The sequence below is a fragment of the Pontibacter aydingkolensis genome, assembly GCF_019443125.1.
Lineage (GTDB): Bacteria > Bacteroidota > Bacteroidia > Cytophagales > Hymenobacteraceae > Pontibacter > Pontibacter aydingkolensis.
The window spans coordinates 313,246-335,064 of record NZ_JAHYXK010000003.1; the positions used below are offsets into that span (position 1 = coordinate 313,246).

At 44.4% G+C, this 21,819-nt stretch carries 19 protein-coding genes; 10 read left to right on the top strand and 9 right to left on the bottom strand.

Going from position 1 to position 21,819, the window contains the following annotated elements; all coding sequences use genetic code 11:
* Nucleotides 1–32 precede the first annotated feature (32 nt).
* Both K0O23_RS05855 and K0O23_RS05860 read left to right on the top strand, forming a co-directional pair.
* Nucleotides 33–1,415: an NADH-quinone oxidoreductase subunit N gene (locus K0O23_RS05855; RefSeq protein ID WP_219876454.1), complete on the top strand. Its 1,383-nt coding sequence runs from the start codon at nucleotides 33–35 to the stop codon at nucleotides 1,413–1,415.
* Nucleotides 1,416–1,544: 129 nt separating this feature from the next.
* Nucleotides 1,545–2,222: a dioxygenase family protein gene (locus tag K0O23_RS05860; protein ID WP_219876455.1), complete on the top strand. Its 678-nt coding sequence runs from the start codon at nucleotides 1,545–1,547 to the stop codon at nucleotides 2,220–2,222.
* 546 nt (nucleotides 2,223–2,768) lie between these two features.
* On the opposite strand, the gene aspS is transcribed toward K0O23_RS05860, so the two are convergent.
* Together aspS and K0O23_RS05870 are read right to left on the bottom strand one after the other, a co-directional pair.
* Nucleotides 2,769–4,529 carry an aspartate--tRNA ligase gene (gene aspS, locus K0O23_RS05865; protein WP_219876456.1) on the bottom strand — a complete coding sequence of 587 codons (1,761 nt, stop codon included), beginning with the start codon at nucleotides 4,527–4,529 and terminating at the stop codon, nucleotides 2,769–2,771.
* Nucleotides 4,530–4,600: 71 nt separating this feature from the next.
* A complete protein-coding gene (locus K0O23_RS05870; protein WP_219876457.1) occupies nucleotides 4,601–5,506 on the bottom strand; it encodes a glycerophosphodiester phosphodiesterase in 906 nt (301 codons plus the stop codon).
* An 89-nt stretch (nucleotides 5,507–5,595) separates the two neighbouring features.
* Between K0O23_RS05870 and K0O23_RS05875 the strand changes: the two genes are divergently transcribed.
* The gene (locus K0O23_RS05875) at nucleotides 5,596–7,233 is read left to right on the top strand and encodes a glycosyltransferase family 39 protein (protein ID WP_219876458.1); all 1,638 of its coding nucleotides are present in this window, start codon (nucleotides 5,596–5,598) and stop codon (nucleotides 7,231–7,233) included.
* 123 nt (nucleotides 7,234–7,356) lie between these two features.
* On the opposite strand, the gene K0O23_RS05880 is transcribed toward K0O23_RS05875, so the two are convergent.
* Both K0O23_RS05880 and K0O23_RS05885 read right to left on the bottom strand, forming a co-directional pair.
* Nucleotides 7,357–7,752, bottom strand: coding sequence for a GtrA family protein (locus K0O23_RS05880; RefSeq protein WP_219876459.1), 396 nt, complete (start codon nucleotides 7,750–7,752; stop codon nucleotides 7,357–7,359).
* An 856-nt stretch (nucleotides 7,753–8,608) separates the two neighbouring features.
* Nucleotides 8,609–9,058, bottom strand: coding sequence for a hypothetical protein (locus K0O23_RS05885; RefSeq protein ID WP_219876460.1), 450 nt, complete (start codon nucleotides 9,056–9,058; stop codon nucleotides 8,609–8,611).
* Between the two features lie 182 nt (nucleotides 9,059–9,240).
* On the opposite strand from K0O23_RS05885, the gene K0O23_RS05890 reads away from it, so the two are divergent.
* The 3 genes from K0O23_RS05890 to K0O23_RS05900 all read left to right on the top strand — a co-directional run bounded on the left by K0O23_RS05890 (nucleotide 9,241) and on the right by K0O23_RS05900 (nucleotide 11,322).
* The gene (locus K0O23_RS05890; RefSeq protein ID WP_219876461.1) at nucleotides 9,241–9,798 is read left to right on the top strand and encodes a hypothetical protein; all 558 of its coding nucleotides are present in this window, start codon (nucleotides 9,241–9,243) and stop codon (nucleotides 9,796–9,798) included.
* A 383-nt stretch (nucleotides 9,799–10,181) separates the two neighbouring features.
* Nucleotides 10,182–10,637, top strand: a complete 456-nt coding sequence (locus tag K0O23_RS05895) for a nucleoside deaminase (RefSeq protein ID WP_246596948.1) — start codon at nucleotides 10,182–10,184, stop codon at nucleotides 10,635–10,637.
* 76 nt (nucleotides 10,638–10,713) lie between these two features.
* Nucleotides 10,714–11,322 carry a superoxide dismutase gene (locus K0O23_RS05900; RefSeq protein WP_219876462.1) on the top strand — a complete coding sequence of 203 codons (609 nt, stop codon included), beginning with the start codon at nucleotides 10,714–10,716 and terminating at the stop codon, nucleotides 11,320–11,322.
* A 208-nt stretch (nucleotides 11,323–11,530) separates the two neighbouring features.
* Here K0O23_RS05900 and K0O23_RS05905 read toward each other — a convergent pair whose 3' ends face one another.
* Nucleotides 11,531–13,732 (bottom strand): protein-disulfide reductase DsbD family protein, encoded by a 2,202-nt coding sequence (locus tag K0O23_RS05905; protein WP_219876463.1) that lies wholly within the window; start codon nucleotides 13,730–13,732, stop codon nucleotides 11,531–11,533.
* A gap of 579 nt (nucleotides 13,733–14,311) precedes the next feature.
* Here K0O23_RS05905 and K0O23_RS05910 point away from each other — a divergent pair.
* The 3 genes from K0O23_RS05910 to K0O23_RS05920 all read left to right on the top strand — a co-directional run bounded on the left by K0O23_RS05910 (nucleotide 14,312) and on the right by K0O23_RS05920 (nucleotide 16,613).
* Nucleotides 14,312–14,623, top strand: a complete 312-nt coding sequence (locus K0O23_RS05910; RefSeq protein ID WP_219876464.1) for a hypothetical protein — start codon at nucleotides 14,312–14,314, stop codon at nucleotides 14,621–14,623.
* 214 nt (nucleotides 14,624–14,837) lie between these two features.
* Complete coding sequence (locus K0O23_RS05915; RefSeq protein ID WP_219876465.1) at nucleotides 14,838–16,151, top strand: hemolysin family protein; 1,314 nt, start codon at nucleotides 14,838–14,840, stop codon at nucleotides 16,149–16,151.
* A 6-nt stretch (nucleotides 16,152–16,157) separates the two neighbouring features.
* Nucleotides 16,158–16,613 carry a hemerythrin domain-containing protein gene (locus K0O23_RS05920; protein WP_219876466.1) on the top strand — a complete coding sequence of 152 codons (456 nt, stop codon included), beginning with the start codon at nucleotides 16,158–16,160 and terminating at the stop codon, nucleotides 16,611–16,613.
* Between the two features lie 8 nt (nucleotides 16,614–16,621).
* On the opposite strand, the gene K0O23_RS05925 is transcribed toward K0O23_RS05920, so the two are convergent.
* Nucleotides 16,622–17,140: a gamma carbonic anhydrase family protein gene (locus tag K0O23_RS05925; protein WP_219876467.1), complete on the bottom strand. Its 519-nt coding sequence runs from the start codon at nucleotides 17,138–17,140 to the stop codon at nucleotides 16,622–16,624.
* Between the two features lie 152 nt (nucleotides 17,141–17,292).
* Nucleotides 17,293–18,279, bottom strand: coding sequence for a radical SAM protein (locus tag K0O23_RS05930; RefSeq protein ID WP_219876468.1), 987 nt, complete (start codon nucleotides 18,277–18,279; stop codon nucleotides 17,293–17,295).
* 252 nt (nucleotides 18,280–18,531) lie between these two features.
* Between K0O23_RS05930 and K0O23_RS05935 the strand changes: the two genes are divergently transcribed.
* The gene (locus K0O23_RS05935) at nucleotides 18,532–18,963 is read left to right on the top strand and encodes a RidA family protein (RefSeq protein WP_219876469.1); all 432 of its coding nucleotides are present in this window, start codon (nucleotides 18,532–18,534) and stop codon (nucleotides 18,961–18,963) included.
* A gap of 392 nt (nucleotides 18,964–19,355) precedes the next feature.
* Here the strand turns inward: K0O23_RS05935 and K0O23_RS05940 are convergent, their stop codons facing one another.
* Together K0O23_RS05940 and K0O23_RS05945 are read right to left on the bottom strand one after the other, a co-directional pair.
* Nucleotides 19,356–19,577, bottom strand: coding sequence for a sensor histidine kinase (locus tag K0O23_RS05940; protein WP_317195650.1), 222 nt, complete (start codon nucleotides 19,575–19,577; stop codon nucleotides 19,356–19,358).
* A 700-nt stretch (nucleotides 19,578–20,277) separates the two neighbouring features.
* Nucleotides 20,278–21,804: an AbgT family transporter gene (locus K0O23_RS05945; protein ID WP_219876470.1), complete on the bottom strand. Its 1,527-nt coding sequence runs from the start codon at nucleotides 21,802–21,804 to the stop codon at nucleotides 20,278–20,280.
* Nucleotides 21,805–21,819 lie beyond the last annotated feature (15 nt).

A 21,819-nucleotide genomic window follows, 5' to 3' on the forward strand; every position in this document is an offset into this window, starting at 1 on the left:
ATTAAGAATAACGAGTTTATCAGAAATACGACATGACTTCGATTATACTTCTATCCGTATTTGGCATCGCGAACCTGTTTATAGGTTTCATGAAGTCTAAGAGGATACTGTTGCCTCTGGCGATATTGTTTTTAATAGTAGTGTTTGGTGTTAACCTGCTTAGCTGGAACGACACCCAAAGCTACTTCAACAACATGCTGACTATCGACAATTATGCGGTGGCTTTTACAGGCATCATGGTGCTTACTACCTTGCTACTGGTTCCATTCTCGCAGCGCTATGTAAACGAAAAAGACTCAAACCTGGCAGAATACTACAGCCTGTTGCTGTTCTCGCTGGTAGGCGCCATTATGATGGTAAGCTACGAGAACATGTTAATGCTTTTCGTGGGTATCGAGATCCTGTCTATTGCTATGTACGTAGTGGCTGGAAGCAATAAAAAGAGCTTACGTTCTAATGAGGCAGCTCTGAAGTATTTCCTGATGGGTGCTTTCTTTACAGGCATTCTGCTGTTCGGCATCGTGATGATTTACGGTGCTACAGGTACGTTTAATATTACAGAGATCGGTGCTGCACAGATCGCAACAGGCGGTGTGATGAACTCCATGTTCATACTTGGCTTGCTACTAGTAGTGATCGGTATCTCTTTTAAGATCTCAGCTGCTCCATTCCACTTCTGGACTCCGGACGTGTACGAAGGTGCTCCAACATTCTTCACAGCGTTTATGTCGACGGTAGTAAAGACTGCCGGTGTGGCTGCTTTCTTTAAATTGATGGCTGCTGCATTCGCAGCATCTTACGCCGCCTGGTTCCCGACGATGATCGCCATTACGGTACTTACACTGGTGGTTGGTAACATTGGCGCAGTGGTGCAAGGCAGTGCAAAACGTATGCTGGCTTACTCCAGTATATCGCATGCCGGTTACCTGCTTATGTCGCTGATCGCGTTTAACGAAAGCTCTGCTTCGTCTATACTTTTCTACTCGCTGTCTTATGCTACTGCCTCTATTGCGGCTTTTGGCGTACTGATGCTGGTTGCCGACCAAAAAGGGTCTGAAAAGTATGAAGCCTTTAACGGCCTTGGCAGAACAAATCCACTGCTGGCTTTCGCTATGACGGTATCGATGCTATCATTGGCTGGTATTCCGCTTACAGCTGGTTTCTTTGCGAAGTTTTTCGTGTTCTCTGCTGTATTGCAAGACTCAAGCCTGATGTGGCTGGTTATCATTGCAGTTATACTTGCAGCTGTGGGTATCTACTACTACTTCAGAGTTGTAATTGCCATGTACATGCAGCCAGCAGACAATTATGAGAAAATACGTGTGGGAAGCTTTGCATCTTTCACTCTGATTTTTATTACGGTTTTAACCATACTACTTGGTATAGCTCCTGCACTAGTGAGCGATATCCTATAAAGTATAATTACATGTAAAACAGAAGCGGCTGCCCCAATAAGGCAGCCGCTTCTGTTTTATACTTCTACTCTAAACTAACTGGGCTGCAGGCAAGTACACAGAATATCCATCCAACTAAAATTAAATAAGATGTACGGAGCCTGTTTATACTTTAAAATTGCTTTACCTATACTCTTAACCTTTACAAGTTGCAACGGCCAGAGCGCTCAAAACCAGCAAACAGATGCTGAAGCACTACCTCAGGATGGGCCCAGAGTAGGTGGCCGCTGCGAAACCTGCGAACTTATGTATGTTGGTATGCCGAAAAGTATAAACGCTACAGACACCAGCGCTGCCTGGAATAGCGGAGCACAAAAGCTGATCTTAACCGGTACAGTTTACAAAACCGATAAAAAGACACCAGCCAAAGATGTTATACTTTACTACTGGCAAACAGATGAAAATGGCATCTATGCAGATAAGCCAGACTTAGATTCTAAAGTAAGGCGGCATGGGTATATCAGAGGCTGGTTAAAAACAGATAAGCAAAGCAGGTATACCATCTATACTATTCGACCTGGCTCCTACCCTAACAGCAACAATCCGCAACATATACACATGCTGGTAAAAGAATCAAGGTTCCCGAATGAGTATTACATTGATGATATACATTTTGAGGATGACCCGCTGCTCACAGACAGGGTAAAAAAGCAAATGCACAACATTGGTGGAAATGGAATTGTGAATATTCAGCAGCAGAATGGTATGCAGAAAGCAAACCGTGATATTATACTTGGCTTGAATGTTTCTGATTACCCGAAGAAGTGATGGGTTGTTGGTTATTGGATGTTAGTTGTTGATTATTAGTTCTTCGTTTTTCGTGATCGTAAAGACGTAGTTTCGTTTTTCGTTGATGGTTATTCGTTGTTCGTGCATGTAGAGACGCAATACTTTGCGTCTTGCTTGCTAAAGGGTAGTGTATATAAAAGTTCGCAACAGAAGCCATCTGAAAGTATAAAGTATGGCTCACGGAAGTCTGAAGACTTCTCTCCGTAACACGGCGCAAGTCACGCTAACGCTTAAGACCTGCGCCAGGAGAATGAATCGACAAAATTCAGCAGTACCGAATATTGTATACTAACTGTGCAATAGACCCATGAGGTTACACACCATACTTATCAACCTAACTTATCCACATATCCACAAAAGTTACCTGTTTATACTTTCTAAAGCCGATGGCAAAGTATAAATGAGGTGTAAGAATCAACAGTTATCAACAAAGCCTAAGTGGATAAGTGTGAAAGTGTGGATAAAAGCAAAGGCCTGCCTCCAAAACTGGAAGCAGGCCTTTGCTTTTATGTTGATAAACCGCTGTTACTGATGCGGAATATTTTTCATTCTTATGTGTAATTCGTCCAGCTGCGTTCCCGAAATTGGTGAAGGCGCGTCGATCATTACATCACGGCCAGAGTTGTTCTTAGGGAAGGCGATGTAATCGCGGATTGACTCGGAACCACCAAACAACGAGCAAAGTCTGTCGAAGCCAAAGGCGATACCACCGTGCGGAGGAGCACCATACTCAAAAGCGTTCATCAGGAAGCCAAACTGTGCCTCGGCCTCTGCATGGGAAAAGCCCAGCAAGGTAAACATCTGCTCCTGCAGCCTGCGGTCATGGATACGGATCGAGCCGCCGCCAACTTCTACACCATTGATCACCATATCGTAAGCATTCGCCCTGATATCACCCGGACGGTCATCGATCAACTCGATATCTTCTGGTTTAGGTGACGTGAACGGATGGTGCATGGCGTGCCAGCGGTTAGAATTCTCATCAAACTCCAGCAACGGGAAGTCAACAACCCAAAGCGGTGAAAACACATTTTTATCGCGCAGGCCAAGGCGCTCCCCCATCTCTAGGCGAAGCTCGTTCAGAGCCTTGCGGGTTTTGTTTTTGTCACCGGCAAGTATAAGTATAAGGTCGCCACGTTCTGCATGGAAAGCGCTGCCCCATTGCTGCAAATCACCTGGAGAATAGAATTTATCTACTGACGATTTTATACTTCCGTCCTCATTAACTCTGGCATAAACCAAACCTGTGGCACCTATCTGAGGACGCTTTACAAAATCTGTCAGCTCATCAAGTTGCTTTCGAGTGTAGTAGGCAGCACCTTTTGCGTTTATACCAACTACCAATTCAGCGTCATCAAACACTTTAAAGCCTTTGTTCTTTACCACGTGGTTCAGCTCTACAAAACGCATATCGAAGCGGGTATCCGGTTTATCAGAACCGTAGTACTTCATGGCATCGGCATAAGTCATGCGGGGCAGTTTGCCCAGTTTTACGCCTTTTACCTTATCGAACAGGTGCACAATAAAGCCTTCGAATGTATTCAGGATATCTTCCTGCTTTACAAAAGACATTTCGCAGTCTATCTGTGTAAATTCCGGCTGGCGGTCGGCGCGTAAATCTTCGTCGCGGAAACACTTCACGATCTGGTAATACCTATCAAAACCAGACACCATCAGTAACTGCTTAAACGTTTGCGGCGACTGTGGCAGGGCGTAGAACTCACCAGGGTTCATACGGCTAGGTACCACAAAATCGCGGGCACCTTCCGGCGTAGATTTAATAAGAACCGGTGTTTCTACCTCTATAAAGTAATGATTGTCCAGATAATCGCGGGTGGCACGCATCATGCGGTGGCGCATTTCCAGGTTACGGCGCACAGGGGTACGGCGCAGGTCCAGGTAGCGGTATTTCATGCGCAGGTCGTCGCCTCCGTCAGTCTCGTCCTCGATCAGGAATGGCGGCAACTTGGCAGGGTTAAGTACTTCCAGTTTGTGCACTACGATCTCGATAGCACCGGTAGGAATTTTGTCGTTTTTAGAATAGCGCTCTACAACTTTACCAACTACTCTTATTACATACTCACGGCCAAGCGTACGTGCCTGGTCTATCAAGCCTTGTGGTGTAACACCCTCTTCGTAAGTTAATTGCGTAATGCCGTAACGGTCACGCATATCTACCCACAGCATACCGCCTTTATCGCGCAGGCGCTGTACCCATCCGGTTAAAATAACTTCTTCACCAACGTTGTCGAGGCGCAATTCGCCACAAGTATGAGATCGGAGCATAGTATCTTGTATAGTTTTATGCAAATGTAATAAATTGTACTTATCGTTTACTTTAACAAAGCCTAAGTTGTTTAATCCAGCAGGTCACGCATAGTGGCCACATTATTCACCTGTATGGCATCCGGCTCCAGCTTGATCATCTTGGTTATCCGTGATCGTGACTTTCCACCGAACAGCGATACAAACACACCCTGCTCCTTGGCCTTTTTTATCTGCTCAAAAGAGGCGCTTTTACCTTCGGCACAGATGCCCTGGAAATTACGCTCCAGCACCATATGCAAAGATGCATCAAAGTCACCACCCGTATCGAGCATAAGGGGTGCCTGCGGATTTACCTGCCGGAATGCCTCCAGAAACTCTGGGTTAGGAGAGATGAACATCAGCTTTTGGAACGGGTAATCATACTTCTGCAGCATAGCCAGCAGCGTTTGTGCATAGTATAAATGCCGCTCCGGGTTGTGGTTGCGCAGGTCTATCTGCAGCACAGGCAACTCCGGGTAAGAGGCAAAGCGTTGCAGCATGGCCTCCAGCGTTATAATTTCCTCATCATGAAACAGATCATAGAAAAAACCACCTTTATACTTCAGCCCTACCACATCATCGGCTTTATGATTTTCTATTAAGCCGCTTCGCTCCGTCATGGAACTAAGGTCTACGTCATGGTAAAGTATAGGCACTCCGTCCTGGCTCAGCTGCACATCCACCTCTACCCCATCTGCTCCGTGCTCTTCCATGGCCTTCACGATAGATGACATGCTATTGGCAGGCAGCGGGTTAAACGGGTTTAGCGGCGACATAAAACCGGAACCGGCGTGGCCCAGCACCAGCACATCAGATTTGATTTTAGCACCTAAACCAAACGGATAATACAGGAAACCGAATACACCCAGCACCAACACGCCGGCTATAAGTATAATCCAACGGCTACTGCGGCTTTGCTTTGTATAAAATCTACCTTTTTCTATTGTTGTTTTCAATTTTTAGGGGACTTCTGCAATTATACAGCGAAGGTAACACCAAATCTTTTTAAATACCCTTAAATTTGCACCTGCACAACCATGACCCTATGCCAGGAACAACTAAAACCTCTGTAGCTAAAGCTTTTACCGCCGACGCTGAAACGCTGGGGCAACAGCCCCAGGAGCGTTACCTGATTCCTCTATCGGCTATACTATTAGTAGCCTTTGTGATAAGGATGCTGGCTGCGTTTTTCTCGAAGGGCTATGCATTTAGCGATGATCATTTTGATGTGATCACGATTGCACAAGGTTGGCTGGATGGTTTACCACTGTGGCTGAATGAACCCATGCCGCCCCGCCATAGCATGCTGTATGTGCTATTGCACTATGGCTTGTTTTATGTGATGGAGGCAATGGGTTTTGCAAGCCCCGAGGTTAAAATGACGGTTATGCGCGTGCTGCATGGGATATACTCACTGCTTATTGTATACTTTGGCTATAAAATAACAGAACGCTTATCTAACAAGGCTAATGCAAGGCTGGTAGGCTTAATGCTGGCCTTGGTATGGTTTATGCCTTTTATGAGCGTGCGCAACCTGGTTGAAATGGTGTGTATTCCGCCTTACCTGGCCGCTTTTTACCTGATGTTAAAGCAGGATCAAAGTACGCAGAAACGCCTGATGCCATACTTCTGGGCAGGTGCTTTGTTTGCGTTGTCGTTTACGTTCAGGTACCACACCGTGCTGTTCGGTGCCGGAGCAGGCCTGGTTATACTTTACCGCCAGCAATGGAAAGAGGCTGTTGCCCTTCTAATTGGCTTTGCTGTAGCTGCCACGCTTATCCAGGGCACTATTGATGTTATCTTCTTTGATTATCCTTTCCATTCTATTGTAGCCTACTTTTTGTATAACACTGAGAATGCCTATAACTACAGCACAGGTCCAGTTTACCGCTTCCTGCTAACTATACTTGGCTTTTTAGTGCCCCCGGTAAGTGCCTTTTTACTGATAGGCTACTCCCGCACTGTTAAACTGGCTCCTGCTTTGTTCTGGGGAGGCCTGATCTTTTTGGTGGCGCACTCACTGTTCCCTAACAAGCAGGAACGTTTCATACTTCCGTTGCTGCCCCTTGTAATGATACTGGGTGTAATTGGCTGGCAGGACTTTGTAAGAACATCGACGTTCTGGAGTAAGCGACGTAAGCTACTGGCTGTTTCGTGGGGCTTTTTCTGGGTTTTAAACATTCTGGTAGCTGTTGGGCTTGCCTTTACTTATACCAAGAAAAGCCGCGTAGCTCCGCTGGTATACTTATCCGAAAAGCAGAACCTGGATGCCATCGTGCTGGAATTCGGGAATCACAGCGTTAAAACTCCTCCGCTGTTTTACCTTAACCGCATCAGCGCCGATTACGACTTTTATACGATAGACGATGACATGGTGTGGGAGGATTACCTGGCTGGCAAAAAACCACTGCCTGAAGAGTTTGTGATGATCTATACTTTAAACGGCGATAAAACCACGGCTGCCCTCGACTCTGCCATTCAATCCACACCTTATAAACCGGATTATGTAGTAGTAGTGGGCACTAAAGACATGGACGAACGTATGGCGCGTCTCAACAGTCTTTTTCCTAGCCTGAAACTGGAGCACACTATTACACCGTCACTTTATGATAAGGTGCTGCACTTCCTGAACCCGCGCGTGCACAAGGATGAACGTGTGCAGATTTATGAAGTGGTGAGGTAGTAGAGAAGTATACTTTTATCGTTTCATTTCGAACGCAGGTCCCTTTCGACTCTCGTCTCAGGCATGTCCGAAATGACTTATTGCACTTACCCAGATAGTTAGAAGGAACTAGTTCATTTAAAGTTACCTTGTAAAAGTATACAGGTAATTTATAGAGAAATTCCAGAAGAACACAATAACGATAGCGCAGAACTTAGCCACATAAAAGTTTAATCGAAGGCGTTCTGTAAGAATATAGATAATAAAGTTATTGAGCAACAACCCCACAACAGCTACTACTAAAAACTTAGAAAACTGCCAGCCAATTTCAGGGTCGAGGCTACGGAAGGTCCAGATGCGGTTTAAATAATAGTTACTGGCACTGGCAAGTATAAATCCTAAGCTGTTGGCCAAATATTTGTTCCAGTGCAGCTTTTCTTTAGCTACATAGGTAACACCAAAATCGAGCAGCAGCCCTGAGAACCCAACCGTTCCGAACTTCAGAAACTTAAAGAAGAGATTTTGCAGGTATTCCGACATCAGCTTTTGTTAGCCATTGCAAGGGTGTAGCAGCAACAGCAATTGCAAAAGTAATATACTTCGTACAGGGTACCAACCCCTGCACCATTGTTCTGAACTCCTACAACCTTAAAAGCTATAAATTGTGCTGTTTACTTTAATTACAATGAAGATAGCCTCTAATGAAAATATCATCTGTAGTTTCACAAATCCCTGCTTAGGCACTCCATTTTTCTGAGGTCGTAAACAAATTATAAAAACAGATATTATAGTTCTGCTATCTTAAATGCAACTTAAAGCACATTACTTAGCATGCATCAACTATCTTATTATAAACACTATAGCATAAATTAAATGGCGATAGGGCATGATAAAAGGTATTATAATCGCATTTAAAACACAGACAGACGAAAATCAATAGTATAACAATGAAAAAAAATTTCTTCCGGTTGACTTTTATACTAGTGTAACATCAAGATTGTGCAGTATATTCGTGGCCGATTTTTAAATGTATCTTAGTTGCATTAAGCATTTTGTAAAAAGTGCTGATAAAACAGATACAAAGGATTATAAGGTAAAAGTAGCTTAATTCAGTAGAGGCAAGAAACTTTATAACAGCAGTTTAGGTTCTGATTATAAGGCCACTAAAGGCAGAAGTTTTATAGGTCTGTTGAGAAACAGGAATGATATACTGGAGATCAGTATAAATTATAAAGACATTGCCGGTAGGCTGATTCCAGCGCCGGCAATAAGGCAAGCTTGTTTAAGGTGAGATGTAAGTAAGAATTGCCTTACGCACTAAAAATCTACGTGACGTTGAGGAGAAGCCATACCTTTTGGGTATGGCTTCTTTGTTTTTATACTATCTCAGACTGCATTACTTAAACATTCCACCTAGCTTATCACCGAGGCCTTTACCAAGCGTACCATCAAACTTACCACCTACAAGGCTACCAAGTATATCAGAATGCGCCAGGTTATCATTGGCCATTTTACCCGATACTTTCTGTATAATAAAGTTAATGGCGAAAGGAGCTACCTGCTTGGCTATGTTCTCTGGTATGCCTAATTTGGTGGTCAGGTCGCTTACATATTTACTTATCATATTATCCGTCCCCGATGATTGTGCGGCAGCATCTTTGCCGCCTTTCAGCATGTTCATGATTCCACCCATATCACCACTGCCTGCCCGGCTTTTTACCTCGTTTATCAGGTTATCTTTTGCTAGGTCTACTGATTTATTGGCAGTGTCAGGCTGCAGTTGAAATTTGTCCTGCAGTTCTCCGGTTAGCTGTCCTTTTACCTGGTTAATGATGTTTTCAAGCATTGTAGTTGCGTTTTAGTGATTCATACTTTCTAGTATGGTATAACGGCAATTAGAATTTCAGGATATGTGACAGGAATTTTATAAAGGCCTTTTGCGTTAAGAACATTGGCAAAGTAATTGCACTAAAACAGGCAGGCTCGCCATTTTAGCCAATTATTTTATAGCTTTGCCCCTCCATACTTATGAACATGCGATATTTAGCCTTTTTAGTTATCCTAATGCTGGCCGGAGCAACTTTCGGCCAAACTAAGTTAAAGAAAACACAGATCAGCAAAGAGATATCTGTTATGCTGCCCCGTGATTTCACACCTATGCCCGACGACGGAATTGCCCGCCGCTACCCTGCTACAACTAAACCGCTTGCAGTATTTACCAGCCCTAATGGTCAGGTAGACTTTAGCGTAACCCAAAAGCGTTCACAGTTCAGATCGCGCGACCTGAACATGCTGCAGGATATTTATAAGGCCAACCTATTGGAAAAATTTACTGACGTAGACTTTATTCGTGAGGAAATCGTGGATATAAAGGGCGAGCAGTATATTGTTTTTGAGTTTGTCTCTAAGATGGCCGATGAGCGTGGCACTACCAACCTGGCTCCTGTGCAAAAGTATAGCATCATTCAGTATACTATAAAAGGCAACCAACTGATGGTGTTTACCATGCACGCCCCGTTTATACTTAAAAACGACTGGCAGACAACAATGCGCGACGTAATGAGTTCTATCAAGATAAAGGTATAACCGCGTAAGTTATATTTCAGAAAAGCCTCTCTTGCAAAAGGGAGGCTTTTTTGTTGCTGTTCATTTTAGCACACATTGCTTCGTAGGGGCAGGTCGAGACCCAATGCCGTCAATTTAAGGATTTAAGGATCCATGTTGTCATTTCGAACACCGTGAGAAATCTATCTGGAATTAGTACAGAAGGAATTCTATAAAGATCTCTCACAGCTACGCTGTTCCCTTTCGACTCTCGTCTCAGGCATGTCGAGATGACAAAAAAGCTTAAGTGACGGCATTGGATTTCGACCTGCCCCTACGAAGGCTATTCTCAAAGTAAGCTATACTTTATACTCTAAACCAAAGTATAACTTTTGTAAACCACCATAACTTATACCTTTGCAAGTATGGCAACAGACTTTTTATCGATACACAGCGACGAGCATTACATGCAGCAGGCATACCTGCAGGCACAACAGGCATTTGAGGAAGGTGAGATTCCGATTGGGGCTGTGGTAGTGGCCAACAACCGTATTATTGCCAAAGCCTATAACCAAACTGAAAAACTGAACGATGTAACGGCCCATGCCGAGATGCTGGCCCTAACAGCTGCTGCTGAATACCTGGGTAACAAATACCTGAACGAGTGCACCCTTTATGTTACCGTAGAGCCCTGCGTGATGTGCGCCGGCGCCAGTTACTGGGCACAGCTAAAGCGTGTCGTATTTGGAACATCGGAGCCCAAGCGCGGTTATAGACATGTAGGTAATTTGCTGCATCCTAAAACAGAGATGGTGAGTGGCATTATGGCCCAGGAGTGTGCTGAGTTAATGTCTTCTTTCTTTGCGGGTAAAAGAAATTAACTAACTTTGAAACGAAGACGTACATGTAACACTGTGTACGACCTATAATTTTTCACATATAAACATACATAAAACTATGGCTTTCGAACTTCCGAAACTACCTTATGCTTACGACGCTCTGGAGCCGCACATCGATGCGCGCACCATGGAAATCCACCATACAAAACACCACCAGGCTTATACCGATAACCTGAACAAGGCTATCGCAGGCACTGACATGGAGAACATGAGCATCGAAGAGATCATGCGCAATGTTAAAGAAGACAACAAAGCTGTTCGCAACAACGGTGGCGGTTACTACAACCACAACCTGTTCTGGACAGTGCTTTCTCCAAACGGTGGCGGACAGCCATCAGGCGAACTGGCTGATGCTATAAACTCAGCATTTGGCTCATTCGACCAGATGAAAGAAAAATTTAATGCTGCTGCGGCTACTCGCTTTGGCTCAGGCTGGGCCTGGCTTTGCGTTAAAGACGGCAAGCTGGAGATCTGCTCTACACCAAACCAGGACAACACGCTGATGCCGTTTGCTGAAGGTTGCGGCGGACAGCCAATCCTTGGACTGGACGTTTGGGAGCACGCTTACTACCTGAACTACCAGAACCGCCGTCCAGACTACATCAGTGCTTTCTGGAATGTGGTAAACTGGGAAGAAGTAACTAAGCGCTATAACGACGCGAAGTAGTATTTAGCGAATCACGATACACGCATTAAGTATCACGACAATAAAAAAGAAGCCCGATCAGCCATGGTCGGGCTTCTTTGTTTTACTACCGTAGAGACGCAATACTTTGCGTCTCCTGCTATAACCAAAATCAGTTGCATCCCGCAATACCCAGACGCAAAGTATTGCGTCTCTACAGAATCCTACAACTCCTTAAATCCCAAAAATCTTAGTTCTGATTTGCCTTATAAGCTGCTACACCGGCATCCAGGAACTTCACAAAGTTGTTTACATTCAGGTCGTAGGCAATAGGTTTTACCAGCACGTTCTCTTGTGCATCCATCAGCACATAGTACGGCTGCGCATTTACATTAAACTTTGTGATTTGGTAATCAGAGTATTTTTTGCCTATGGTAGCTTTCTCTTTGCCGTCGTACTCGCTGATGTATTTCTCAGATTCTGCCAGCTCAGTTTTATCGTCCACATACAAGGCCACAATTATATAATCTTCGCGCAGGCGTTTTAATACAGCCGGGTCAGACCATACGTTGGCTTCCATTTCGCGGCAGTTAACGCAGCCATGGCCTGTAAAATCGATAAAGATTGGCTTGCCCTGCGCTTTTGCACATTTCTTTGCCTGCTCTAAGTCAAAATAGCCTTGCAAGCCGTGCGGCAGGTGCAGAAAATCGCCATACTTCGGCGGCTCACAAAGCTGATTTGCAGTACCGGCTGCAACCGTAGTGCCACCCCCGTTCTGCCTGATGATCTTGTTAATATCGAAATCCTGGGTTGTTTGTGGCGGAAGGTATCCTGACAATGCTTTAAGCGGAGCGCCAAACATGCCAGGTATCAGATAAACTACAAAAGCAAATGTTGCCAAAGCCAGGAACAAACGCGGTACCGTAAGATGCTTCAGGTCCGAGTCGTGAGAGAATTTAAGCTTGCCTAGAAGGTAAAAGCCCATCAAGGTAAAAATTACGATCCATAAGGCTAAGTATACTTCACGGTCCAGGATACCCCAGTGGTATACCTGGTCGGCCACACTAAGAAATTTAAGCGCCAGCGCCAGCTCTATAAAACCCAACACCACCTTTACCGAGTTTAACCAGCCACCAGACTTTGGCAAACTGCTAAGCCACGACGGGAAAACGGCAAATAGTGTAAACGGCAACGCAAACGCCAGCGAAAAACCAAGCATACCTACTACAGGGCGCAAGGTTTCGCCTCCGGCAGATGCCACTAGTATACTTCCCACAATAGGGCCGGTGCACGAAAAAGAAACCAGTACCAACGTAAGCGACATAAAAAACACGCCTAACAGTCCGCCCCTATCAGCCTGTGCGTCTACTTTAGTTAAGAACGAGCTCGGTAACGTTATCTCGAACAGGCCAAAGAACGACATGGCAAAAATTATGAACACAGCAAAGAACAGCAGGTTCGGGAACCAGTGCGTACTGATAAAATTAGCGCCATCAGCCCCAAACAACTTGGCTACTATGGTGCCCACCAAAGTATAAATGGCGATAATGGAAACTCCATAAACCAAGGCTTTAAAAATACCCTCTCCTCTGTTCTGGCTGTTACTGGTAAAAAAGCTTACCGTCATGGGTATCATCGGGAAAACGCAGGGAGTTAGCAAGGCGCCCAGGCCAAATACAAACGCAATCAGCATAAAAGACCACAGCCCTTCTGCCTCTTCTTCCTGAACTGGCTCAGCTAAAATAGCTGGCACCTTTTCTGATGTCTCATCGGAGGTAGTAGCGGCAACTGTATCTGTAATTGCCTCTTCTGCTGTTATATTATCCGTAGGCGCAGTGGTTACCTCATCGGTACCAAATACAGGGGAAGCAGCAGGTTGTTGCGTATTGTTTAATGCTTCCTGCTTTTCCGGTGCTTGCTCTGTTGTTCCAGCCTTTGTTGCTGGCGCTACTTCACCTCTTATATTTAGCTGTTTATTAGTAAACGTAAAGTCATCATCAAATGGAATGCAGCGGCCATCAACATCGGTACACACCTGGTATTCGTAAGTGCCTTTTACCAACAGGTCTGGTTTTAAAACGCGTATTTTCTGCCTGAACTGGGCTGTGCCCACAAAGTAAGTATACTCTCCCTCCCACAGGTCGTCATACTTCTTCTTGGGGTTAACAGGCTTTATTTTGCCTACCAACTCGTATGAAGGATGCTTCTGGAACTTGAACTCCGTAACCATTGGCCCCAGGTCCGGGTCAAAATCAGAAGAGTACAGATACCAGTCTTTATCAATGCGAACGTTAAAGATAAGCTCAACCTCCTCGCCTACGGCAGCCTGTTTTTTAAATACGTCGTAGCTCCAGGTGGCAGGCTTTAGTACCTGCGCCTGTGCAAAGCTAACTGCCAATAATAAAAACAACCATGTAGCTATCAGTTGTTTTACTACTATTTTCTTGTTCATGGGTGATGTTATAAATAAGATGCAGCCAATGTATACATAACCCGGCTGCACATACTTTATGTTCAGGTTTATACTACAAAAGTATGGAATTTTGTCGGGAAGAGGTTAATGATAACAGGCTTTCAGATAAACAGCACATCTGCAAGTCCGGACGCAAAGCTATTCGCTCTAGATAACATCTGGTTGTGGTTATACTTTAGTAATAGCCAATATCGAGCTCACCAAGAAAAAAACCAGCAAACAAGCACACAATTTTATAACAAAAATAATCTACAAAACCACCTCTATTACTCTACAAGCCATTATAACATCAGTTTAACGATATTATCAAAATAATGAGCAACACAAATAATCATAAATATTATTAAATTATTACATATAAATAAAACCATTATTATATATATGCCGTAATAAATACAAATAAAAATTAAATTAATTCATTTACTATTGATTTACGTCTTTACACCACGCAAATTATAACTTTAGCGGACTCTACAGCATTACTACTATAAAGTAAGGAATTTTAAAGGAAGGCATTTTGTATAACAACTATAAGAATATTTGTAACAATTAAAACTTATGAAAAAAAATGCAGACATACAGCAAGGGCTGTTGTTACGAACTGAATGTGGTAAAGAATACAGTAATGTATTTAAAGCTATTAAGTTGGTTCGCGACGAGAAGCATAATTTTCATATCGTCTACAGAACGTACTCTGATGAATACATTTATTCTTTTTGCAATCCCTTCCAGGATACTTGTGCAGCCGAAACCTACAAACTGATCTCTGAGGCAGAGGCGATGAAAATTTTCAAGCACCGCCTGTCTCAGGACAACGCTCGCGAGTTGTTTAGCACCGCAGAAGTGTTTCAAAAACAAATGGCCCTCTGAATAGCTGTTAAAGTATCCAAAAACGAAAAGGTGCCCCTGAGGCACCTTTTCGTTTTATAGTCCATTAAAAAAATCTATATTACCAAGTATAACGCAACATATACTTTAATATAAAGTTTAGCATATATTAGCGTATTAGACCTACCCCTGTAGCACAAGCGCGTAAATTACTTTAATTTTACAGCTTGCTTTTAAATAGGTCGGGCACATAACTATGATATTAGACATACTGTTAACTCTTTTCCTGGTTCTGCTGAACGGTTTCTTCGTTGCTGCCGAGTTTGCCATCGTAAAAGTAAGGTCTTCTCAGATCGAGCTTCGGGCACAGGCTGGCAATAATATGGCAAAGATGGCCCACCGCATGATCACCCACCTCGATGCCTATTTATCTGCCACACAGCTGGGTATTACACTAGCCTCGCTTGGCCTGGGATGGATTGGCGAAAGCGTGGTAGCCAAAATGGTAATCAGCGTAATGGAATTCTTTGGTTTTAGCGGAGGCGAGACATTAGCCCATACTATAGCGCTGCCTATATCTTTTGCCATTATTACGGTACTGCATATTGTATTCGGCGAACTGGCACCTAAGTCTTTGGCCATTCAGCGCTCTGAATCTACGGCTCTGGCTGTAGCTTACCCGCTTCGCTTCTTTTATGTAATATTCAGCCCTTTTATCTGGCTCCTTAACGGTTTGGCCAACATGGTGTTACGTGCAATGGGCATTCAGGCAGTACATGGCGCGGAGGTACACTCAGCAGAAGAACTCAGGTTATTGTTTGAGCAAAGCGCAGAGGGCGGTGTTTTACAGGACAGCCATCACGAACTGATCGAGAATGTGTTCCAGTTTAACGAACGCATGGTAAAACAGATACTGGTGCCCCGAACCAAAATGGTTGCCATAGACGTGAGTATTCACGAAGACGAACTGATGGATGTAATCTTTAACGAAGGTTACTCCCGCCTGCCGGTTTACAGCGGCAACATCGATAATATTGTAGGTATACTTTATGTAAAAGACATCTTGGCCATTATACGCCAGGGCAAGGCCATAAACATCGAAGAACTGATGCGCCCTGCTTATTTCGTGCCTGAAACCAAGAAGATTAACCTGTTGCTAAAGCAATTCCAGCGCCGCCACATGCACATGGCCATTGCAACCGATGAGTTTGGAGGCGTGTCCGGTATCGTAACCATAGAGGATATTATTGAGGAACTGGTTGGTGAGATACAGGATGAATATGATGAAGAAGCACCCATTGTGGAGCGCATTAACGACTTTGAATATAAAGTAAACGGCTCTGCAGCCATAGCCGATGCCAACGATTACCTGCCTTTTGCACTACCGGAGGGCGAAGATTACGAAACAGTGGGTGGCCTGATGAACGTGATATACGGGCATATTCCTGAAAACTTAAGCGAGATAGCCACTTTTAACCAGTACGACATCCGGGTACTGGAAAAATCTGAACGCCGGGTAGAGTGGATACTTTTAGTTGTAAGAGATGAGCACCGCGACGAGATAAGTTAGCAAAGTATGAAGCGCCACGAAAGCCTGGTACCCATATCGAGACAACACCACAGTGGTTTATTAACTGCCAGGCTCCTGCAATACGGCGCTCCGCCTTATAAAGAAATGCCCACAACCCCGGAAGCTAAACGTAGCTATACTTTAGATTTTCTGGACGAGCACTTAAGGCCGCATTTTAAACTGGAGGAGGAAACTGTATTTATACTCGCTCCGGAAGTATCAGAAGAACTGGCAAAGCAAACAAAGCACCTGCTGGCACAGCATCGTGAATTGGAGAAACTTATACTTGCCTTGCCTGATGTAAAAATGGAAGCGCTGCCAGATAAACTGGACGAGATAGGAAAACTCCTGGAGCAGCACATTCGCCACGAAGAACGCGTATTTTTTGAACAGCTGCAGCAGGAACTTCCGGATGAAAAACTGAAAGTGCTGCAAGAAATGGTACTGCAGCATCTAGGATAAAGGTGCGACTAAACTTGCCCCGTAAACCAGCCGCTGTACATCACATAGTTGTTGGCTACATTGTCCAGGCCCTGTATCTGCTCTTCGCTTAGCTGCTTCACTTTTTTAGCCGGTATACCCGCGTAGATCCACCCCGATTCGCAAACAGTATTCTCCAGCACAATCGCACCTGCGGCCACAATACAGTTTTTCTGAACCAATGCTTTATCCATCACGATAGAACCCATACCTATCAGCACATTATCTTCTACTGTGCAGCCGTGCACAATGGCGTTGTGCCCGATAGATACGTTACTGCCAATGGTAGTGGCTGCTTTCTCGTAAGTACAATGTATAACGGCGCCATCCTGGATATTTGTTTTGTCGCCTATCCTGATGCTGTTCACGTCGCCACGAATGACGGCGTTAAACCAAACCGAGCAATTGCTACCCATAATCACATCGCCTACTAGTGTTGCGTTGGGAGCTATGAAACACTCGTCTCCCATTTGTGGCTTTATTCCCTTTACCGGAAGTATAACTGGCATATGTTTAGTTATTCGTTGTTAGTTATTAGATTTCGTAAAGATAAAAGGTTATACTTTTACGGAAGCGTAATGATCTACTGACTCTTAAAATTTACACCTTTCTTAAAGGAGATTTTAACCCGATAATGCTACTCAAAAAAAACGAACAACAATCAGCTAATACGAACTAACCGCCTCCACGTCCCTTTCAGGTAGTTATACTTTAGGGTACTAGGTAGGGCTTTCCAGAAGTATTTGTTCATCTCAACGGCAAAGCTGGGTTGCATGTAGCAGTTTATAGTACAGCCTTCGCATTCGGGCAATCGCCCCTCCTGCTGCTTTAGTGCTTCTACTTCCGCACTCAAGTATAAACTATATAAATTGCCATCAATCGGGTAGCTTTTAGCGCCTAAGTGGTAACACGGCAACACCAGTTCGTTTTCAGGGGAGATAACTAAAGTAGTGCTGGCCGCTTTACAAACCGGTTTCTCTATGTGGTTACCGCCATCGCGCCGAAGCTGTATAAAACCCTCATTCAGGTATACTTGTTTCCGCTTACCAAACGCAGCAAGATAATCAAGTTCTTCCTCTGTTAGTTGCTCACCAGTCTCTACCTGGTTATACTCAAAGGCTGGGTTAATAATGAGAACAAGTCTATTCGGAAGTATGATCTTCTGGTAGACTTCCTCAAGTTGGTGCAGATTGCTCTTGAACACGGTAAAAAGTATATCAGGCCGTTCGCCGAGTTGATTTGCCACCGCAATAGACTCCATTACAAAATCGTAGCAGGCCACGCCACGGCCGGTATCGTGCTCAGTTTTATCAGCAGAATCGAGAGAGAAGTGCAGCATGTCTACCTTGCCTTTCAGTTGTGCTGCAAGCTTGGGGTAAAGCAGGCCATTGGTGGTAAGCGTGGTAACAAATCCCATGTCGTGGGCCATGCCCAGCATCTGGTCTATATCGCGATGCAGCAGTGGCTCGCCGCCGGTAAAGTCTATTACCTGCACACCCAATCTTTTCAGGTCTGTCAGGTTTTGTTTTACATCCTGGAGGGTGATATAGGGGGACGGCTTTTCCCAGATGTCGCAGAATGAGCACTTTGCGTTACAGCGGTACGTAACGTAGTAGTTGCAAAGTACAGGCTTCGATCTCAGGCGCATCTGGTGGGTAATAACGATTAATAATCACGAATTACGAGTTTTGACATGAGAATAGGAAATTTGAGTAAAGTATAAGCTCTGTAAGTATGGTTGATTGTTAAATTGTTTATGCTTTGTCGCTTCGTAGTGACAAGACGCAAAGTATTGCGTCTCTACATTCTCCAATAACGAATAGCCAACAACTAATAACTGATATTGCGCCTCTACGTTTTTAACTCTTTAACTTTCTAACTTCTAAACTCTACCATCTCTATGAAAAGACAAAACATTTCTTCCGGCGCTATCTGGGAAGACATTGTAGGTTACAGTCGTGCCGTGCGCGTGGGCAACACTATTGAAGTTGCCGGCACCACGGCCACCGATGGTGACCAGATCATTGGCAAAGGCAACGCTTATGAGCAGACAAAATATACTCTCCGCAAAATCGAAAAAGCATTAACAGAAGCAGGAGCCTCCCTTAACGACGTAGTACGCACCCGTATTTATGTAACCGACATCAGCCTATGGGAAGAAGTAGGCCGAGCACATGGAGAGGTTTTTAAAAGTATAAAACCGGCCTCTACCATGGTAGAAGTAAGTGCCCTGATCAACCCTGAACTTTTGGTAGAGATTGAGGCTACGGCTATACTTGCCAGCAGCACGACTCTGATAAATGAACAGGCCACACCTTACGATGAAGTATAAGATTTTTCTCTAAATTTTGGTGTTCTAAAACAGGTGTCTAAACTACGCTAAAGCGATTTAAACGCAGATAACATAAGGCATTCATCTGGTTTTTTGCTGTGGTTGTATAGTAAAATCAGCACTTTGTATAAAAAAAAATTTTACCTCCATTAAACCATTACTTTTGTATTGCATCTAAGGTGCAATGGGTATTCTTGTTTAAGGTGAGATATAAGTAAGAGCCCTCTTATGGCAAAGGCCACATCTTCGGGTGTGGCTTTTGTTTTTTATGCACTCTACGCACTTCTCAGCTTAAATCGCGCTACAGCCCCTGGTAAAGAAGCTTAAAAAATCTGCAGTATATACCTTCCCAATAGGCAGTTGCTGTTTCTGTAGGTTTACATGATGCAGGGCTATGACGTAGGATTTATGAATCTGGTAAAATCGTTGGGAGTTAGCATCAGCATTACCTCACTAAGGGGCATCAGATGAGCCAGTTTTGCCGCGCATGCAGCAGTACCATGTGCCTTTTCGCGGCGTGCCATCGAAAACAGGTTATTCAAGGTGTTAAAAAGGAAATGCGGGTTTATCTGGGCCTTCAGGTACTTCAGCTCGGCTTCCAGTTTTTCCTGCACCAGTTGCCTTTCGCACCTTTCGTGTGCTACCTAGTCTTTTAAAAATCTATAGGAGAAAGACAGCACAGCAGGTTCATAACCAGGTTAGGATATATATACATACCGCTGCGAACTGTGTAATTTTCAGGCCACAGGTACGCCACAGCATACCATCTAACAATACCTCAAGGGCTATAACGCCAGCATATAGCAGCAGTACCTGGCTAAAGGTTGCGGTCCAATTTATACTTTGGCAGCAGCACCAGTGCGTTGTAGTAAAAAAAACACTAAAATTAAAGTATATCCATGCAAAAGCAGGCAGTATAATAGAGCCGTCCTACCCACTAAACTTGTACACGTTTACGTTAACAAAGGGACTCACGAATAGCACATACCCGATAAGCCAGACAAATACATGCAACCATACTTCTTTCTGTAGCCTTTTCATGGCAGTCGGAGGATGTTTTAAACTAATGTAAAAGGTTTTAACATCATTAACCATACTTCCGGACCAACAGCCATACTTTGTGTATCAACGTGGCAAAAAGGTATACTTTAGGATTTAATAAGTATGGCACAGCTTGACCAGGAGCGTAAAAAATGGTTGAAGCCAGTACTGAAAATAATCTTGTCCATCTTTACAGATCCTGAGAATCCTGATCTAAAACAAAAGCGCCTGAACATTACTGCTCAGGCGCTTCTCGTACCAATAATAGTTTTATTACGGCATATACAATCCTGCTCCCGGGCCTATTGGCAGGTCCATCAGTATCCAGATAATAAACAGGATAATCCAGCCGATTAAGAAAGTAATAGAGTATGGCAACATCGTAGAGATAACCGTTCCTATACCTGCTTTCTTATCATAGCGCTGAATGAAGGCCACTATCAGAGCAAAGTATGACATCATTGGGGAGATGATGTTGGTAACACTATCGCCGATACGGTAAGCCACCTGCGTAAACTCCGGTGTATAACCCAGAAGCATGAACATCGGGATAAAAACCGGCGCCATGATAGCCCATTTGGCAGAAGCCGAGCCCATAACCATGTTAATAGATGCCGCCACAAGTATAAACATGATCATTAGCGGAATGCCGCTCAAGCCCATTGTCTTTAGCGTATCGGCTCCGTTAATGGCAAGTATAAGCCCCAGGTTGGTCCAGTTAAAGTAAGCCACGAACTGCGCCGCAAAAAATACCAGTACAATGTAAGAACCCAGCGTTTCCATAGATTTTGACATGCCACGCATTACATCGCTGTCGTTTTTGATGGTTTTTGCACCTACGCCATAAGCGATACCCGCAACACCAGCCAGCAGGAAGATAAATGCCACAATACCAGACATGAAAGGCGAGTGCAGTATCTCTCCTGTTTCAGGGTCGCGCAGGTAACCGTTTTCCGGAAGCAAACCTCCAAGTATAAAGGCCACCATTAAAAGTATGGCAATAGTAGCGTAAAGCAGACCGCGCTTCTCCTGTGGGTTAAGCCTGTCTATACTTTGTGGTTTTTCGTCGCCTTCGTACTCCCCAAGTCTCGGTATCACAATCTTTTCTGTTACCCAGGTACCCAGGGCTGCAATAACAAAAGTAGAGGCAAACATGAAGTAGTAGTTGGCAGCAGGGTTTACAGCATAAGCAGGATCGATGATTCTGGCAGCTTCTGTAGATAAACCGGCTAACAGCGGGTCTACTGTACCTAACAGCAGGTTGGCACTATAACCACCCGACACACCGGCAAAAGCAGCAGCCAAACCAGCCAACGGATGGCGTCCGGCGGCCAGAAATATTACTGCGGCTAAAGGCACCAACAGCACATAACCAACTTCCGAAGCAGTATTTGACAATACACCAGAGAAAACGATAACGAACGTAAGCAAACGCTTAGGCGACGATAATACTACTAAACGCAGCACTGCCCCAATCAGGCCAGTACCCTCGGCAATACCAATACCCAGCAAAGAAACAAGCACTGTACCCAGCGGCGCGAAGCTTGTAAAGTTTGTAACCATTTTGGTCAGGATCATGTGCAGGCCTTCGGTAGAGAGCAGGTTAACCGGTGTTACTGTTTCGCCGGTTCCCGGGTGCACAACAGCCATATCAAACTGGCTGGCAACCCACGACAGGATGACAACCAATAAGGCGAAGCCTGCAAAAAGTGTGGCAGGATGCGGCAGGGCGTTGCCGATGCGCTCCACTACCGATAGGAATTTGTCGATTCCTGATTTCTTCTTCTGTAGTTCAGTCATAAAAAGGTAGAATTT

What these genes read in the sequence shown, in the direction of transcription:
- K0O23_RS05860 (WP_219876455.1), top strand. Translation starts at nt 1,545, where the DNA reads ATGTACGGAGCCTGTTTATACTTTAAAATTGCTTTACCTATACTCTTA.
- K0O23_RS05915 (WP_219876465.1), top strand. Translation starts at nt 14,838, where the DNA reads ATGATATTAGACATACTGTTAACTCTTTTCCTGGTTCTGCTGAACGGT.
- K0O23_RS05905 (WP_219876463.1), bottom strand. Translation starts at nt 13,732, where the DNA reads ATGAACAAGAAAATAGTAGTAAAACAACTGATAGCTACATGGTTGTTT.
- K0O23_RS05925 (WP_219876467.1), bottom strand. Translation starts at nt 17,140, where the DNA reads ATGCCAGTTATACTTCCGGTAAAGGGAATAAAGCCACAAATGGGAGAC.
- K0O23_RS05880 (WP_219876459.1), bottom strand. Translation starts at nt 7,752, where the DNA reads ATGTCGGAATACCTGCAAAATCTCTTCTTTAAGTTTCTGAAGTTCGGA.
- K0O23_RS05895 (WP_246596948.1), top strand. Translation starts at nt 10,182, where the DNA reads ATGGCAACAGACTTTTTATCGATACACAGCGACGAGCATTACATGCAG.
- aspS (WP_219876456.1), bottom strand. Translation starts at nt 4,529, where the DNA reads ATGCTCCGATCTCATACTTGTGGCGAATTGCGCCTCGACAACGTTGGT.
- K0O23_RS05900 (WP_219876462.1), top strand. Translation starts at nt 10,714, where the DNA reads ATGGCTTTCGAACTTCCGAAACTACCTTATGCTTACGACGCTCTGGAG.
- K0O23_RS05890 (WP_219876461.1), top strand. Translation starts at nt 9,241, where the DNA reads ATGAACATGCGATATTTAGCCTTTTTAGTTATCCTAATGCTGGCCGGA.
- K0O23_RS05910 (WP_219876464.1), top strand. Translation starts at nt 14,312, where the DNA reads ATGAAAAAAAATGCAGACATACAGCAAGGGCTGTTGTTACGAACTGAA.
- K0O23_RS05935 (WP_219876469.1), top strand. Translation starts at nt 18,532, where the DNA reads ATGAAAAGACAAAACATTTCTTCCGGCGCTATCTGGGAAGACATTGTA.
- K0O23_RS05920 (WP_219876466.1), top strand. Translation starts at nt 16,158, where the DNA reads ATGAAGCGCCACGAAAGCCTGGTACCCATATCGAGACAACACCACAGT.
- K0O23_RS05945 (WP_219876470.1), bottom strand. Translation starts at nt 21,804, where the DNA reads ATGACTGAACTACAGAAGAAGAAATCAGGAATCGACAAATTCCTATCG.
- K0O23_RS05930 (WP_219876468.1), bottom strand. Translation starts at nt 18,279, where the DNA reads ATGCGCCTGAGATCGAAGCCTGTACTTTGCAACTACTACGTTACGTAC.
- K0O23_RS05875 (WP_219876458.1), top strand. Translation starts at nt 5,596, where the DNA reads ATGCCAGGAACAACTAAAACCTCTGTAGCTAAAGCTTTTACCGCCGAC.
- K0O23_RS05855 (WP_219876454.1), top strand. Translation starts at nt 33, where the DNA reads ATGACTTCGATTATACTTCTATCCGTATTTGGCATCGCGAACCTGTTT.
- K0O23_RS05885 (WP_219876460.1), bottom strand. Translation starts at nt 9,058, where the DNA reads ATGCTTGAAAACATCATTAACCAGGTAAAAGGACAGCTAACCGGAGAA.